This window comes from Gardnerella sp. CCPDSM (genome assembly GCF_056754715.1).
In genome coordinates this window covers 95,885-112,681 of sequence record NZ_JBQEQO010000007.1, presented here as the reverse complement: position 1 = coordinate 112,681, position 16,797 = coordinate 95,885, and the positions used below count along the sequence as shown (strand labels likewise).

At 50.4% G+C, this 16,797-nt stretch carries 13 protein-coding genes and 1 tRNA gene; 10 read left to right on the top strand and 4 right to left on the bottom strand.

What is annotated here, in order from left to right:
- Positions 1 to 430 precede the first annotated feature (430 nt).
- Positions 431 to 504 (bottom strand) — tRNA-Pro (locus ACTJLE_RS05665).
- A 474-nt stretch (positions 505 to 978) separates the two neighbouring features.
- On the opposite strand from ACTJLE_RS05665, the gene lysS reads away from it, so the two are divergent.
- Entirely contained in the window at positions 979 to 2,652 is a 1,674-nt protein-coding gene (gene lysS, locus ACTJLE_RS05660; protein WP_481267809.1) for a lysine--tRNA ligase, read from the top strand.
- Between the two features lie 339 nt (positions 2,653 to 2,991).
- A complete protein-coding gene (locus ACTJLE_RS05655) occupies positions 2,992 to 3,732 on the top strand; it encodes a phosphoglyceromutase (protein WP_119486849.1) in 741 nt (246 codons plus the stop codon).
- A gap of 123 nt (positions 3,733 to 3,855) precedes the next feature.
- Here ACTJLE_RS05655 and phoU read toward each other — a convergent pair whose 3' ends face one another.
- The 3 genes from phoU to ACTJLE_RS05640 form a co-directional block, all read right to left on the bottom strand.
- The gene (phoU, locus tag ACTJLE_RS05650; RefSeq protein WP_481267808.1) at positions 3,856 to 4,536 is read right to left on the bottom strand and encodes a phosphate signaling complex protein PhoU; all 681 of its coding nucleotides are present in this window, start codon (positions 4,534 to 4,536) and stop codon (positions 3,856 to 3,858) included.
- Between the two features lie 177 nt (positions 4,537 to 4,713).
- Complete coding sequence (locus tag ACTJLE_RS05645; protein ID WP_481267813.1) at positions 4,714 to 5,967, bottom strand: glycosyltransferase; 1,254 nt, start codon at positions 5,965 to 5,967, stop codon at positions 4,714 to 4,716.
- A 247-nt stretch (positions 5,968 to 6,214) separates the two neighbouring features.
- The gene (locus tag ACTJLE_RS05640; RefSeq protein ID WP_481267807.1) at positions 6,215 to 6,634 is read right to left on the bottom strand and encodes an OsmC family protein; all 420 of its coding nucleotides are present in this window, start codon (positions 6,632 to 6,634) and stop codon (positions 6,215 to 6,217) included.
- Between the two features lie 97 nt (positions 6,635 to 6,731).
- On the opposite strand from ACTJLE_RS05640, the gene ACTJLE_RS05635 reads away from it, so the two are divergent.
- The 8 genes from ACTJLE_RS05635 (at position 6,732) to ACTJLE_RS05600 (ending at position 16,091) form a co-directional block, all read left to right on the top strand.
- On the top strand, positions 6,732 to 7,604 hold the full coding sequence (locus ACTJLE_RS05635; protein WP_481267806.1) for a thymidylate synthase: 873 nt from the start codon (positions 6,732 to 6,734) through the stop codon (positions 7,602 to 7,604).
- 45 nt (positions 7,605 to 7,649) lie between these two features.
- Positions 7,650 to 8,279 (top strand): dihydrofolate reductase, encoded by a 630-nt coding sequence (locus ACTJLE_RS05630; RefSeq protein ID WP_481267805.1) that lies wholly within the window; start codon positions 7,650 to 7,652, stop codon positions 8,277 to 8,279.
- 88 nt (positions 8,280 to 8,367) lie between these two features.
- Complete coding sequence (locus ACTJLE_RS05625; protein ID WP_481267804.1) at positions 8,368 to 8,916, top strand: low molecular weight protein-tyrosine-phosphatase; 549 nt, start codon at positions 8,368 to 8,370, stop codon at positions 8,914 to 8,916.
- 138 nt (positions 8,917 to 9,054) lie between these two features.
- Positions 9,055 to 10,422, top strand: a complete 1,368-nt coding sequence (locus tag ACTJLE_RS05620; protein ID WP_481267803.1) for a M20/M25/M40 family metallo-hydrolase — start codon at positions 9,055 to 9,057, stop codon at positions 10,420 to 10,422.
- Positions 10,423 to 10,474: 52 nt separating this feature from the next.
- A complete protein-coding gene (locus ACTJLE_RS05615; protein ID WP_481267802.1) occupies positions 10,475 to 11,113 on the top strand; it encodes a DUF3043 domain-containing protein in 639 nt (212 codons plus the stop codon).
- A 105-nt stretch (positions 11,114 to 11,218) separates the two neighbouring features.
- Positions 11,219 to 12,037 carry a DUF4191 domain-containing protein gene (locus tag ACTJLE_RS05610; RefSeq protein ID WP_481267801.1) on the top strand — a complete coding sequence of 273 codons (819 nt, stop codon included), beginning with the start codon at positions 11,219 to 11,221 and terminating at the stop codon, positions 12,035 to 12,037.
- Positions 12,038 to 12,587: 550 nt separating this feature from the next.
- Positions 12,588 to 13,196 (top strand): ECF transporter S component, encoded by a 609-nt coding sequence (locus ACTJLE_RS05605; protein WP_481267800.1) that lies wholly within the window; start codon positions 12,588 to 12,590, stop codon positions 13,194 to 13,196.
- Between the two features lie 54 nt (positions 13,197 to 13,250).
- Positions 13,251 to 16,091: an ATP-binding cassette domain-containing protein gene (locus tag ACTJLE_RS05600; protein WP_481267799.1), complete on the top strand. Its 2,841-nt coding sequence runs from the start codon at positions 13,251 to 13,253 to the stop codon at positions 16,089 to 16,091.
- The last annotated feature ends 706 nt before the right edge of the window (positions 16,092 to 16,797 follow it).

The following is a 16,797-nucleotide window of genomic DNA, read 5'->3' as shown; positions in this document are numbered from 1 at the left end:
CAAACGTGAGGAGGTGTGCGCGCAAATGTGTACTTACACCCAACTCAAGTCCACAAACGTGAGGAGGTGTGCGCGCAAATGTGTACTTACACCCAACTCAAGTCCACAAACGCGAGGAACTATGCGCGCTTTTGTGTACTCACACCCAACTCAAGTCCACAAACGCGGATAATTTTCCGGCAAATGTTTCATAAAATGGCTGATGCGCTCGCACTACAAGTGCTCGCTACGAAACTCGCTTAAGTTGGAAGTCCACTGGACTTCCAACTTAAGCGAGTTTCCGCTCCGAGTTACTTTCGCGCGCTACGCTCTAAGCGCGAAAGCAGGTCGTCGCGCAAACGCGGGGAATTTTCCGGCAAATGTTTCATAATTACGCAAATTTAGCTACAAAATCCGGGAATTTTCCGGCAAATGTTTCAAAAATCAAAAGTCGGGCTGGCGGGATTTGAACCCGCGGCCTCTTCGTCCCGAACGAAGCGCGCTACCAAACTGCGCTACAGCCCGATGTCGATTGTGCTAATCAAGAAACAGCGCTTGCGATTACTCGCGCTGCGCACTTTTGCATTTTCGCGCGTTTCGTAACACTTCGACAACTTGGTTATATTATCGTGAACTTTCTACAAATAAGCGATGTGTGTCGCTTCCAAATAACTCTCTCAAATTTTCGAAAAATTTCGAGAAATTTTGAAAATCTTATAAAAATTTTTATAGAAAATTCACTTGTACCATTTTGTAGCTGCATCATTCCGCAATATTTGCAAAATTACCTCACTTTTCGTAAATAATTTCGTATATCTTAATAAAATAATAAAAATTTTTACTAAAAATGCATTTTTCTTCCGAAAACAGAAAAATATAAATATTTCCGCAAAAACATACGTTTTTTGCAAAAATGGTCGGTCGAATCAAGCTAATAGCGCAATAAAACGTACTCAAAACCCTTACATCTGTATTACCTACTGGCTACAATAAGCGTTTATGACTGACACCAATACTGCAATGTCTGCCGCGCAAAATGCCGCAGAAAACGAAGCAACAGATACCACCAACGAAATCGACACCGTTGAGCATGCCGAAATGCTGCTCGCGCAGGACGAGGCAATCGCCAAGCGCGTAAACGAAGGCGCAACTCTGGACGAAGCAATCGACCCAAGCAATAAAGAGTTTGGCCCTCTTGCGCACCCGGAGCAGGTGCAGATGCGCGTTGCTAAGCGCGCGATGCTTCTTAAGGAAGGCGTGCAGCCTTACCCGGTGCATCTTAACGTTACGGATACTATTGAGCAGGTTCGTAAGCAGTTCGACGGCAAGCTTGAAGCCGGCGAAGAAACCGATACCGAGGTTGGTATTGCAGGTCGCGTGCTTTTCTTGCGTAACGCTGGTGGCTTGTGCTTCGTTAAGCTTTCTGCTGGCGACGGCACTACGATTCAGGCTATGGTTTCCAAGAAGGAAATTGGCGAAGAATCCATTAAAAGCTTTAAGCAGATGGTTGATTTGGGAGACCATTTGTACGTGCGCGGTCGCGTGATTTCTTCTAAGACCGGCGAGCTTTCCGTTTTTGCAACCGAGTGGGCGATTGCGGCTAAGGCTTTGCAGCCGCTTCCAGCTTTGCACAAGGAATTAAGCGACGATACTCGCACGCGCAAGCCTTATATTGGCATGATTGCGGACGAGAAGATTCGCGATATGGTTCGCAGGCGTTCTCACGCTGTGGCTTCGCTCCGTCGCACTTTCGACAGCCACGACTTCTTGGAAGTTGAAACCCCAATGTTGCAAACGGTTCACGGCGGCGCTGCTGCTCGTCCGTTCACAACTCACATGAACGCTTTTGACATTGATCTTTATTTGCGCATCGCTCCGGAGCTTTTCTTGAAGCGCTGCTTGGTTGGTGGCATCGACCGCGTGTTTGAAATTAACCGCGATTTTAGAAACGAAGGCGTGGACGCAACTCACGCTCCTGAGTTCACTATGCTCGAGGCTTACCAAGCTTACGGCACTTACGATACGATTGGCGCTCTTACTAAGGAGCTGATTCAGAAGGCTGCTATCGACGCTTTCGGCTCTACCAAGGTGACTTTGCTTAATGGCGAAGAGTACGATTTTGGCGGCGAGTGGAAGCAGATTACAATGTACGGCTCGCTTAGCGAGGCTTTGGGTGAGGAGATTACGCCAGAAACTTCCGTTGAGCATTTGGGTGCGATTGCGGACAAGCTTGGCGTTGAGCGCGACGACGTGGAGAATCACGGCAAGTTGGTTGAGCACTTGTGGGAGCACTTCTACGAGGATAAGCTTTACGAGCCAACGTTTGTGCGCGACTTCCCGGTTGAGACCAGCCCGCTTGTTAAGGGTCACCGCACGAAGCCTGGAATGGTTGAGAAGTGGGATTTGTACGTGCGCGGCTTTGAGCTTGCAACCGGCTATTCCGAGCTTAACGATCCTGTTGTGCAGCGCGAGCGTTTTGTGGCTCAGGCTAAGGATGCTTTGGCTGGCGATGTTGAGGCAATGGATATTGACGAGGACTTCATTGAGGCTCTCGGCGTCGGTATGCCTCCTGCCGGCGGCATGGGCATGGGTATTGATCGCCTGCTGATCGCTCTTACGGGCGCGACTATTCGCGAGACGATTACGTTCCCACTTGTGAAGCCACTTCGCTAGTTGGTAAATTTTAGTAGATTGTAGAGCCGTTGGATGTTGTTTAACATTCAGCGGCTTTTTGTATGCGATGAGGTTGTGTATCGCAGTGCTCCAAATGTGAGAGGACGCTCGCACTATAAGCGCTCGCTTACGAAACTCGCGTTGGAAGTCCACTGGACTTCCAACTTGAACGAGTTTCCGCTCCGAGTTGCTTTCGCGCGCGCTGTGCTGCGCTCAAGCATGTCGTCGCGCCCGCGTTTGGAGGGTTTGGTGTGGTTATTTGCTCCAAACGTGCGCAACTTATCTCACATTTGGAGGGTTTAGGTCTGTCGTCGTAAGGCGTGAATAAACTAGGTAATTATGACATATAAATTAGTATTGCTCCGACATGGTCAGAGCGCATGGAATAAGACCAATCAGTTCACTGGTTGGGTTGATGTACCGCTGACTGAGCAGGGTGTTGAGGAAGCTAAGCATGGTGGCGAGCTTCTTAAGGAGAAGAACGTTCTTCCAGACATCGTGTTCACTTCTTTGCTTCGTCGCGCTATCAACACCGCGAATTACGCGCTTGATGCAGCCGACCGCCTTTGGATTCCAGTTCGTCGCAGCTGGCGTTTGAACGAACGTCACTACGGTGCTTTGCAAGGTAAGAACAAGTCTGAGATTCGTCAGGAATATGGCGATGAAAAGTTCATGATTTGGCGTCGTTCTTACGCAACTCCACCTCCTGAGATCGATCCAAACGATGAGTATTCGCAAGCGAACGATCCTCGTTACGCAGGCGATCCAGTTCCAGAAACTGAAGCTTTGGCAAACGTTGTGACTCGCGTAACTCCTTACTGGGAGTCGGATATTATTCCTGAGCTTAAGTCCGGCAAGACTGTAATGATTGCTGCTCACGGCAACAGCTTGCGCGCAATCGTGAAGATGCTCGACAACTTGAGTGAGGAAGAGATTTCTAAGGTCAATATTCCTACTGCTATTCCGCTGCTTTACGAGTTGGATGAGAACTTCAAGCCAATCAAGCCTCGCGGTGAGTATTTGGATCCAGAAGCTGCTGCTGCCGGCGCTGCCGCTGTGGCTGCTCAGGGTCAGAAGTGAAATTTAACTAGATTAAGTTAAATAAAAAGTAGGCTTGCAACTAATCTTGCAGGCCTACTTTTTGTATAAGTTATTTTTTTTTAAGCAACGTCTTTCGCTACTTCGCTACTTAATCCTTGCGTATTAAGCTACAACAGTGTCTTTATCTGGCTCCGGAGCCTTCGAAGGATCGAATCCCGAAACAATAAACACAATCTGCCTTGCGGTGGCCACGGAATGGTCGCCAATTCGCTCAATAAATCGGCTCAGCAGCACAACGTCAATCAACTGCCTGCGCGTACCGTGCCAATCTTCGCCTTCAACCAACGCAAAAATCTTCTCATGCAGCTTATCTAGCGCATCGTCGCCTGCAATAATAGTTTCCGCCATTTTTACATCGCGATTAGAAACCATGCTTGTTAATTGCCCTGAAAGATTGTGCAGGAAGTTAATCATTTCCACAATAGTTTCGCGCGCCTCTTGCGGAAGTGCAGATTCCGGCCACGTGCGCCTGGTAATTTGCGCAATATGACTTGTCAAATCGCCCATGCGCTCAAAAGTTGCCGCCAAACGCATAGTAGCAACAACTTCGCGCAGATCCGTTGCCACAGGGTTTTGGCGCGCGAGCAAAGTCAAGCATTGGTTGATTGTGTTTGCTTCCAAAGCGTCCAGATCTGCGTCTTTGTCGATAACAGCTTGCGCAACGTCCAGATCCGCGTTCAAAAGCGCGTTTCCAGCGTCGTTCATGGATTTTGACACAAGTTCGGCCATGCGTTCGAGGTTTGTTGCTACGGCCTTCATTTCTTCGTTGAAAATCACTCGCATGGTGCGTCCTTTCTATTTATGCTGCTTTAGCGCCTAACGCGTTGGTTAGTTGCAGACGTCTTTATCTGTAGATTGAATCTGTGGACATCCTCACTAATTATAGACGATGTTCGTAACGAAGTGACATCTCCGGCAAATGTTCCAAAAGCGCCGAGTAATACCGAGTAATATCTACTACTACTTTTCCTGCTTGCCGCGCTTTTTCAGCATAAAGTGCCTGCGAATAGCTTCGCGACGAGCCTTCTTTTCAGCAAGCTTCTCGTTATTCATCTCAATCGCGCGCTCGTAAATCTTAAGCAACTCAAGCGCTTGGCTCTTAAAATCGTTATTCTTCGAATACTCAAGCACATTCGCCTTAAGCTGAGCCTGCTCAGCCTCGCTCATATTCAAAACCTTGCTAAAAACCGCCTTAAAATCTTCGCGAGTATCCCACTGATACCCGTTTTGGCCGCTAATAATCTGGTCTTCGTTAGGCGCATCATGCTTCACAAGCGCAAACAGCCCGGACGCCATTGCTTCGAGCATAGAAAGCGAGTGCATCTCGGAAAGCGATGCGGTGGTGTAGTAGTCCATCGCGTGCAAATACTTTGGAATTTCCGTGTGCGAAATAGGCCCGAGCAGGCAAATCCTATCGTCAAAACCGTTGTCTGCCACGCGCTTTCGCAAGTCTTCCAAATCCGGGCCGCCGCCAATCACGAACAATCGCGCTTTTTCGCGAGGAAAATCGCAATACATAAAGTTGTCAATCAACTCCGCAATATTTTTCTCGGCACCAATTCTGCCTACGAAAACGAAAAGCTTAGTCGAGTCCGAAACGCCGTATTTTTCGCGGAAAGCTTTACGGAAGGCGAGTCGTTCAGGCGTCGGCAAAAACTGCTTGTATTCCACGGCATTGTTGAGCACAACAACTTTTTTATCTACTTTCTGTCGGTCAATATAAGCCTGCGCTTTAGCCGACATACTCGTAATAATTGTGGCATTTTTCGAGAATCGCATAAAATATTTCGCCGAAAGGTTGCGCGAAAACTCAGTAAAATGCTTCAAACCAATATAAAACAGGAATTTATCGTATTCCGTGTGAAGCGTGTAAATAACAGGAATATGCTCTTTTTTCGCAACTTCCAAGCCGATTTCGCCAATTCCAAACTCGTTTTGAATATGAATAACGTCAGGCTTGAATTTAAGCGGCAGCTGCTTTCGCATGTGGCCAATCGGAAGCGCCACGCGATACTTGTAAAGCTTTTTTAGCAAGATGCCAGGAACATAGACGACGCCGTCTTCAAGCTTGGTTTTGCGCTGTTTTTCGGAGCCAACCGTGACCACAAGCACCTCGTGACCAAGCTCTTCGTACATTTTTTTGAGCATGTAGGACTGTGTTGCAACGCCATTTATGTACGGTGGATACGTTTCGGTAAAAATAGCGATTTTCAAAGTTTCCTCCGGTTGCATACATGCATGCGTAGCGTCGTTATTGCGCAAGTATCTTGTGTACTAATTTGTGTACTTATTTTGTGTACTTAATTTGTGTACTTAATTCGCGTATTCAATTGTGCCACACGTGGTGAATTTTGAGGTGATTTTGAGGTGATTTTAGCGAGATTGTTGTGCGATTTTAGCGCGATTTTTGGCTTAGTTTAGCGCGACTTCGGTGCGATTTTTCGCGATTTTTTGGCTTATTTTAGTGCCGAATCGTAACGTTTACGCTTACTTTAGCCCCATTTTCGAGCGTATGCTTAACCGTGCAACCCTTAGAAATATGCCGTTCCATGCGCTCCTTAAGTGCGGCCGCATCTTCCTCGCTAAGCGCAGGTTTTGCCGAAGTCGCGTCAAGCGTAACGTCTTCTTGAAAACGCAAGTACGCTCCTTCTTCCGCGTCATACGTGCCGTTTACTACGACTCGCGCGCCGGCACCCTCGCCAACAGCGTGCTCAGCCGCGTACTGGCTACTAAGCGCGGTGCAACCGGCCAAAGCAATCTGCATCAGCTCAACAGGATTGAACATTCCTTCGCCGTGACCAAATTTCAAGCTCGCGCCATCGTCGCTGTGTGCTTCCCAAGTGCCGTCTTCTGCGCGCTCAACCCATAATCTTCTAGACATTTTCGCTCCTTTGCTACTGTTTATTCTAACTATTTTACGCTAGATTGTTACCGCCACGACAGTCCGTTTCTTACTGAGCAATTGTTACCATTGAATCATGGCTTTAACAGAAGAAGAACTCGCCGCAATTCGCGCGCGCATCCCACAAAAACCGCTTTCCAGCATCCCTACTCCTTACGAGGATTTAGTGCGAAAAATCCTTACGGAAGGCACTCTAAAATCTGATCGCACCGGCACTGGCACAATCTCACTTTTTGGCCAGCAAATCCGCTTCGATATTAGCAAATACTTCCCGCTTATCACCACAAAAACCGTGTTTTTCAAAGGACTTGCGTACGAGTTACTTTGGTTCCTTAAGGGTTCGAGTAACGTGCGTTGGTTGCAAGAAAACGGCGTTCATATTTGGGACGAGTGGGCGGACGAAAACGGCGATTTAGGTCCGGTTTATGGCGTGCAGTGGAGGAGTTGGCCGGCGCCGACGGCAGAAAATCCGAATCGCACGATTGACCAAATCGCAAATGTGCTGGATCTTATGAAGAATCACCCAGATTCTCGCCGCATGATTGTTAGCGCTTGGAATCCTGCGGAAGTTGAGCATATGGCGCTGCCGCCTTGCCACTCGCTTTTCCAGTTCTACGTTGCTGACGGCAAGCTTTCGTGCCAGCTTTACCAGCGCTCTTGCGACATGTTCCTCGGCGTGCCGTTTAATATTGCGTCCTACTCGCTTTTGACGATGATGATGGCTCAGCAGGCAGGTTTGGAGCCTGGCGAGTTCGTGTGGACGGGCGGCGATTGCCATATTTACGACAATCACGTTGAGCAGGTGCTTGAGCAGCTTTCGCGCGAGCCATACCCGTATCCGCAGCTTGAAATTCGTAAGGCGGATTCGATTTTTGACTACGATTACAGCGATTTTACGGTGGTTGATTACAAGCATCATCCGACGATTAAAGCGCCGGTTGCGGTGTGATAATTGCGAATTATTTTTGCGTGATTTAGTTTTTAGGGGGAGAAAATGGAAAGTAGCGTAAGTGCGCTGAATAATTTTCCGGTGCGACTTATTTGGGGCGAGGCTTTCGGTTTGGACGGCAAGCCCGGCGCGATGGGCGTGAATGGCGGCATGCCGTGGCGACTTTCCCCAGATTTGCGCTATTTTAAGGCGATGACAATCGGCTGCCCTGTGATTATGGGCCGCGGTACGTGGGATGCAACGCCGCCGAAATTCCGTCCGCTTCCGGGCCGCGAAAATATTGTGGTGACTCATAATCCGGATTTCGTAGCAGATGGAGCGCGTACTTTTACTAGCATTGACGCGGCTTTGGATTACGCGCGCGAATGGCTGGAAAATCAGGAAAGCGTATCTCAAGACGTATCTCAAGACTCTCCTCTAGATGGCCCCGCAATCTGGGTTATTGGAGGCGCTGCGATTTTGCGCGAAATGCTCGCGAATTATCACGCGGACGCAGCTTACGTTACGCAAATCGACGCGAAAGTTGCAGCAGACACGTTTGCTCCGAATATTCATGAGTTAGTTGATGTCGGAAAATGGCATGTTGCGCGCGAAGGCGACTGGCAAGAAGCGCCGCTTAAAGTTGGTAGCGAAAGCAATCCTGCGCAATACCGGTTTATGGTATATGAGCCTTAGCTAAGAGCAAATCGCGAAGTAAGCTATCAAACCCAAAAATAAACGAAAAACCCAAAAATAAACGAGACAGCAAAATAAACGAGGAAGCATGACTGAAGAATCAAGCAAAATCAAGGTAGACGCGCGTCACCCGTACAATGTTATGACGGTTTGTACTGGCAATATTTGCCGCTCGCCAATGGCGGAAATTGTGTTGCGCAACGAGTTTCAGTTAAGGGGATTGGGCGACGTTGTTGCAGTGCGTTCCAGCGGAGTTAGCGACGAGGAATACGGAAATCCGATTGACCGCCGCGCGCAGCGTGAGCTTACAAAGCGCGGATACAGGCTGCCTGCGTCGCATTTTGCGCACAGAATTGAAGCGGACGAGATTGCGGAAACGAACCTGTTTTTGCCGATGACGGCTTCGCATATGCGCTCGCTTTTGCGACTGATTCCTGCACAAAAGCGCGAGCTTGTGCACATGTATCGCGCGTTTGATCCTTCTCTTCCGAAGCCGCAGCCGGGTCGCGAGATGCTGCTTGATTTGGCAGATCCGTGGTACGGCGGCCCGCACGAGTTTGAAGTTGCGATGGATCAGGTTGAGCAGTGCGCGCCTTACATAGTCGATTGGGTTGCCGCGCGCATTGAGAGGGCTTAAAAGTGCAGTCCCTTTACAAGCGTGTATAGAAACTAACGGCTGTAGTCGTCACGTTTGCGAATATAGTTTATAAGTATAATTTAGATATAGTTTTGTAGGCATCAATTACTGCTCTGCTACTTTTACTTGGGAGGATTTATGGCAGATTTGGCTGTCGAAGACGTGCGCGCTCGCGTGCAGGACGCTTGGAATGACGTAGTTTCCGTGTTGAATAAGAAGATTTCGCTTGCTGCGGTTTCTGCTAAGGGCATTGCCGGCGAGCATATGCAAAAGTCCGCGCAATACGTGGCTGGGGTATTGCGTGAGGTTGGTATTGACGCGCGCGTCGAGCAGTCCACGAATCCGGACGGCACTCCGGGAGCTTTCGAAGTCGTCGGCTCACGCATCGTAAACCCAAGCGCGCCAACGGTTTTGCTCTACGCGCATCACGATGTGCAGCCAGTTCCGGACCCATCCGAGTGGGAAACGAACCCATTTGAAGGCACAGAGCGCGACGGTCGCCTCTACGGCCGCGGATCTGCCGACGACGGCGGCGGAATCGCAATCCACTACGGAGCTTTGCGCGCACTAAGCGACGATTTGCGCGTAAATATTAAGGTTTTCATCGAGGGCGAAGAAGAAATGGGCTCACCAAGCTTCATTCCTTTCATCGAGTCTCATAAAGCCGAATTCGAATCCGACGTAATCATCGTGGCCGACTCCGGCAACTGGTCCGCCGAAATCCCAAGCCTCACAACGAGTTTGCGCGGAAATACCGACGTGGACGTAAAAGTTAAGGTTCTTGGCCATCAAGTGCATTCCGGCCAGTTCGGCGGCCCAATTTTGGACGCTTACACTCTCGCTTCCATGCTTGTTGCCTCGCTTTATAACAAGGATGGCGACTTGGCAGTGCCTGGAATTAAAGCAGAGGAGCCGGTTGGCGGTTTGCAGCGCGATTTGGACGAAGCGCAAGTGCGTGCCGACGCTTCCGTAGTTGATTCTTATAAGCTTGCCGGCACCGGTTCTCTCGCCGCGCGCATGTGGACTAAGCCGAGCTTGACGGTAATCGGCATGGACGCGCACCCAGTTGAGGGCAGTTTCAATGTGATCGCGCACGAAACTAAGTTGCGTCTTTCGCTTCGTACCGCGCCTTCGCAGCGTCCGGAAGAAGCGCAAAAAGCTTTGTGCGACTTTTTGGTATCTCACGCGCCTTTTGGTGCGGAAGTTACTGCAGAGCCGATTGATAACGGCATGGGTTGGGCAATGGACCCGGATGCTGTTGCAACGAAGGATGCGCTCGCTTCCATGCGCGACGCTTTCGGCGTGGAGCCTGTAAATAAGGGCGAGGGCGGCTCGATTCCGTTTATTCCGGAGCTTCAGCGCATCTTCCCGAAAGCTCAAGTGCTTGTGACTGGTCCGGAAGATCCGAAGTCGAATGCGCACAGTCCTAACGAGTCGATTTCGCTTTCTGGATTGCGCGGAAATATTGTGACGGAAGCGCTTCTTCTTGATCGATTGGGCGAGTAATTTCGTTTCTACGTTGCGTTTATGCGTCTAGTCTGTTGAGTAATCTGCAAACATGACATGGAATCCATTTGCAAAGAAATCTGCCAACAATGAGGCCGCATCTGCTACTTCGTCTCAATCGAATCAGCAGAGCGCAACTTCTAGCGACGCAACTAAATCCCGCGAAAAAAACGCGCCAACTCCTAAGCGCAACGCGGCTCAAGCGCAAAATCTTCGTCCGCTTGTTCCGGCTGATCGCAAGGCCAGCGCAAAGCAGGCTCGCGCTAGAATCAGGGAGCGCGAGAACGTGCAATATGAGGCAATGCGCACAGGCGATTTGGCGCATATGCCAAAGGTTGAGCAGCTTCCTTGGCGCGTGTATATTCGCGATTACGTGGATGCGCGCTTTAATATCGGCGAGTTTTTCGTGCCGGTTGCAATTGTGATTATGGCATGCCTGTTTGCACTTTCGCGCTTTATGATTGTTTATATTGCGCTCGCTGTGCTGCTTTACGTTTATCTTTTTGCTTCCGTGATTGACATGTTTATTATGTGGCGAAAGTTGCGTAAGGAGCTTGTTAAGCGTTTTGGCGAGTCGGCTGTGTCGAAAAAGTCGCGTTCTGGCATGTATGCTTGGAGCCGCGCGATGCAGATGCGTCGCTGGCGTTTGCCAAAGCCAAGTTCGCCAAAGCGCGGAAATTGGCCGAAGTAATCGCAAGTTAGCAATATACTAATCGCAAACTTATTAATATTTGCACAACCTACTATTATTATTTGGGATAACTCAAAAATAACGCGAATATCGTGGGGTAAACGCATGGCACAAAGTAAAGCACAAGATAAATCACAAAACACGAAGCAGTCTGGAAAGAAGACTGGCAAGCAGGGCATGTTTTCGCAGATTATCCGTATTTACAAGTACACGCATACGGATGACAAGCAACTGCCGCTGTGGCTGGCTGTGGCATTTGTGGCGCCAATAGTTGTGGCTATTGTGCTTGGTTTGGTGCTGCGCTGGTCGATTTTTGCGTGGATTATGATGATGGTTACAGCGGCGATGGTTGGTTTGCTGCTGTTTACGGTTGTGCTTACGAAGCGCGCAGATAAGGTTGGTTACGCGAAGTTGGAAGGTCGCCCGGGGGCGGCGGCCGGCATTGTTTCGGCTATTAACAAGGGCGGATTTACATTCCCGCAGCAGCCTGTGTGGGTGGATCCTCGCACGAAGGATGCGATTTGGCGCGGCACCGGTTTTAACGGAATCTTCCTTATTGGCGAGGGCAATTACGAGCGCTTAATGCACGCAATGGATCGCCAGGAGCACGCTGTAAAAAGCGTTACAGCTGGATCGAATATACCTATCTACCGCATATCTGTTGGCAATGGCGAAAACCAGGTGAAGCTTAGGGAATTGCGCGGAAAAGTGTTGCGCGCCAAGACTTTGCAGCCTTCGAATCACAAGTTTGCGTTGCTTAATAAGATTCATCCAAATCGCCGTTTCTTCCTTACTAAGACGGAGCTTGCGATTTTGAACGAGCGCTTGCGTACGTTGCAAAGCAAGAGCGGATTCGGCATTCCGAAGGGGATCGATCCAACGCATCCTCAGCGCATTAGCCGTCGTGCGATGCGCGGTAAGTAAATTAAGTAAGTTAAGTAAATTTTACTGTTTTAGACTTATTGCTGTGTAGCGCTCCAAACGTGGGGTAGATTCCTCGCGTTTGGAGCGTTATTGCTTTTGTATCGCTCCAAATGTGAGATAAGTTCCTCGCGTTTGGAGCGTTATTGCTTTTGTATCGCTCCAAACGTGCGCGCACGCTCGCACTATAAGCGCTCGCTTACGAAACTCGCGTTGGAAGTCCACTGGACTTCCAACTTGAGCGAGTTTCCGCTCCGAGTTGCCTTCGCGCGCGCTGTGCTGCGCTCAGGCAGGTCGTCGCGCCAGCGTTTGGAGGGTTGGCGTCGACGCGGTGCCGTACAATCGTCAATCGACACGGGTGCTTTGCGCCGACGCGTTGCTCGCGCCGCAGAGCTGAGAGAAAACCGCTTGAACGTGAATCCGGTTAATGCCGGCGCACGGAGGTCAGTTTTTCCCGTGCCTGAGAGCTGTTGCAAGGTTTCGTTGTAACGCAAAATATTGCATTGCGCACAATGTAACGCATTGCAACACAAAACAAGAAAGGCACATTTTTATGTCAGAAGAAAATTATCAGGTCAACATGCAGTGGCGTGTTGCAGACATCGCAGTTGCTTCTGTAATTGGCGTTGTTTCTTCCTTTATTTATTGGCTCGTTGCAGTCTTCTATGCTGTTCCATGGACCGCGCTCGACAACATTGTTCCAGGTTTTGGCGGTTTGATTAACGGTCTTTGGCTCTTCGCTGCTCCTTTGGCCGCAGTAATCGTGCGCAAGCCAGGCGCTGCTATTTACGCTGAAGTCGTCGCTGGCGTGCTCGAAGCTTTGATGGGTAATCAGTGGGGCGGCGCTGCAACCTTCGGTATTGCAGTCTTCCAGGGCTTGTTCGCTGAAATTGCGTTCATTATTTTCGCTTACAAGAAGTGGAATTTGGGCACCATGGTTCTTTCCGGCGCTTTGACCGGCATCGGCTGCTGGGCTTACACCTTCCTCGATAAGTTGCAGGCTATTAGCTTCTTCGGCAAGTATGGTCTTCCATACTTCGTCAGCACCGTGGTTTCCGGCATTGTGATTGCTGGCGTTTTGATGTGGTTCCTTTATATTGGAATCGCTAAGACCGGCGCGCTCGATCAGTTTGCTTCCGGCCGCGAAATCCGCGAAAAGTAGTAAATAGCGTATTCGCAAAAATTAAAAATCTATCATTGCCATAAAGGATTTACTATGCCTGATGCTGCTAAATCGCAAGAATCTGAAACTTTCCTTCCATCAGCTTCTTGCGATTGTAAGAGTGCCAGCAATGCTAATAAGACTAGTAACGCTAGTAACGCTAATAAAGCTAGTAACGCTGAGCTTCGTTTTGAGCATTGGGGTTATCGTCATGCTTCCCGTCGCGCTTTTGCTGTGCGCGGGTTGGATCTCACGATTAAGGCGGGGCAGCGCGTGTTGCTGCTGGGCGCGTCAGGCATTGGTAAATCCACGATTTTAAGCGGTGCGGCTGGTCTTATTGGCAGTGATTTTGTTGCGAAAGACAGTGCGAAAAGCGCGAAAAGCGCGAAAGATAACGCTACTAAATCTTCCGCAAAATCAGAAAATACTTCTGTAAATTCTTCCGATACTTTCAATTCTTCCGATATTTCTGATACTTCCGATACTTCCGCAAAATCCCAGCAAACCACTCTCGTCGAAGATGCCGATGGTGGTGTGAGTGAGGGTCACGTTTTGGTTGACGGCGTGCCGGTTCGCCGCGCGCGAGGCAAGGTTGGGCTTGTTTTGCAAGATCCGGATGCGCAGGCGATTTTCCAGCGTTTGGGTGATAACGTTGCGTTTGGTCCGGAAAATATGAACGTTCCGCGCAGTGAGATTTGGGAGCGCGTGCGCAAAAGTCTTAAAGAGGTTGGGTTGGATGGCTTGCAATTGCACCGCGAAACTGCGCATTTAAGCGGCGGTCAGTTGCAGCGTTTGGCGCTTGCTGGCGCGCTTGCTATGCAGCCGAGCGTGCTGCTTTTGGATGAGCCGACCGCGAATTTGGATCCTGATGGCACGCAGCAGATTGTGGGCGCTGTTCGCGCGGTTTTGGATTCGACGCGCGCCACGATGGTGCTTGTGGAGCATCACGCGGAGCCGTGGATTGAAATGATTGATCGCGTTGTGGTGCTTGGGCTTGAGAATGACGAAGATGCGAGCAGAAAAGATGTGAGCGGCGAGACTGTTCACGACGACGATATTGCGCGCGCGGCTTCCTCTCGCACGGTAATTGTGGCGGACGGCACGCCGGATGAAGTGTTTAATCGCACCGATTTGGACTTTGAAGATCTTGGTATTTGGCTTCCTGAGCGCTACAAGAAAAACGTAAAATCTTCTGCAAAATCTTCTGCAGATACTTCTTCCGAAAGTAAATCTTCTGCAAAATCTTCCGAAAGTAAATCTTCCGAAAACTGCAATCCAGCAGAAGGCTACGGAGAAATCCTGCTTTCTACGAAGGATCTCGCAATCAGCCACAGCAGCGAGCCGATTGCGCAGCACATCAATCTTGAGTTTAGGGCCGGGCAGATTACGGCTTTGGTCGGCGCGAACGGCACTGGAAAATCAACGCTTTCGCTAACTTTGGCAGGTCTTTTGCCGGCTGTAAGCGGAGAGGTTGTGGCTAGCGAGGCTCTTGCTGAAGGCGCGAATGGCACGGATCCAATGAAGTGGAAGTCGCCTGATTTGGCGAAGCGAATTTCGTACGTTTTCCAAAATCCGGAGCATCAGTTTGCGTGCGGTTCGGTGCTGGACGAGGTTATGTTGGGGCCGCTTCGCACGGGTGTGCCGGAGGATGCTGCGCGCGCGAAGGCTCAGGAGCTGCTGAAGCGATTCCGTTTGGCGCGCTATGCGAAGGCGAATCCGTACACGCTTTCGGGCGGCGAAAAGAGGCGACTTACTGTGGCGGCGTCGCTTGCTGCGGCTCCGCGCGTGCTGATTTTGGACGAGCCGACTTTCGGGCAGGATCGCAAAACTTGGCTGCAGATTATTCGTTTGATTGCAAGCCTTCGTAGCGAAGGCGTGAGCATTATTGTTGTGACGCACGATCGCGAGTTGGTTGATGCGTTGGGTGCGCGCTTGGTTGAGCTTGTGCCGGATGCGAAAACTGAAGGTGCTGAAGGTGTTGGGGCTGCTGAAGCTGCAGAAGCTGAAACTGAAGTGAGAGCAGAATCTTCCGAAACTACCGAAGCGCTTTCCGCAACCACCAGCGCAACTGACATTTCGCGAATCAAAGTGAGCGCTGTCAACAATCGCAGAGAGGATGCGAAACTTTCAAGTCACTCGCCGCTTTTGGCGTCGATGAACCCGGTATTTCGCATTTTTGGCGCTTTTGTGGCGTCTATTCCGCTGATTTTTACGCTTGATTGCTTGTCTGCGTCCGTGGCGCTCGTGCTGGAATTTGCGATTTTCGCGTGCATTAAGCTTATGCCGTTGCGAGTGATTCGACTTTCGTGGCCTGTGTGGGTGGGTGCGCCGACTTCCGCGCTAACGGTGCTGCTATACGGCAAAAGTGGCGGAAATACTTGGTTCCAGTGGTGGCTCATGCATGCTACGGATCGCTCGGCGGTGCTGGCTGTCGCTACTGCGCTTAGGATTTTGGCGATTGGCATTCCTGCGATTGTGATGGTGATTGGCATGGATGCCACCGATTTGGCGGATGCTTTTAGCCAGGTGCTGCATTTGCCGGATCGATTCGTGTACGGCGGTTTGGCTGGAATTAGGCTGTTTGGCGTGCTGCAGGATGATTGGGCGGCGCTGACTGCGTCGAGGCGTTCGCGCGGTTTGGGTGATGAGCATCGCGTGAGGGCGTTCTTCCCGCAGTCGTTTGCGTTGCTTGTGCTTTCGATTCGACGTTCGACGACGCTTGCCACTGCTATGGAAGCTCGCGGTTTTGGGGGAGTTGGTGCGCGTTCGCATGCTCGCGTGAGTAGTGTGCATGCGCGCGATTGGTGGGTTTTGGTTGTTTGCGCGATTGTGCCGCTGGCTTCGGTGGCGTCGGCGCTTTACTTCGGCACCTTCGCCTTCCTCGGCGGCGCGTGATAGTGCGACGACCTGCTTTCTGCGCGAGTGTCTCATTCTGCTTATTTTGAGACACTGGTGCAGATGGTGTTCTGCGTTATGGTCTCTGGTGGTTGATTATTGGACTTTCGTGCAGTCGTCGTTCTGCGCGAGTGTCTCATTCTGCTTATTTTGAGACACTGGTGCAGTATGGCGCTCGCGCGGATTACGCGCTCGCTTACGAAACTCGCGTTGGAAGTCCACTGGACTTCCAACTTGAGCGAGTTTCCGCTCCGAGTTGCCTTCGCGCGCGCTGTGCTGCGCTCAAGCAGGCGCTTTGACCGAGCTTGAAATCAATGGGATTTCAAGCTCCTTCAAAGCGTGATTTGGCTCAATTGTGAAGCACAGTGTGCTTCACATGCCAAATCAGCCGAACGGCTACCAAATAGCCGTGAGGAACAAGCACACAAGTCACAACCTAGTTTCTAAAGCACAACCGCACTAACCTGCCCTGCCTTCGTCTTTATTGACGAAGGCAGACCTCGCTTGCGTTGAAAGCACACCGTGCTTTCAACCCTGAGCAAGCTCGGCGCTCCGAATTGCCTTCGCGCGCGCTGTGCAGCGCTCAGGCAGGTCGTCAGCGCACACAAGTCACAACCTAGTTTCTAAAGCACAACCGCACTAACCTGCCCTGCCTTCGTCTTTATTGACGAAGGCAGACCTCGCTTGCGTTGAAAGCACACCGTGC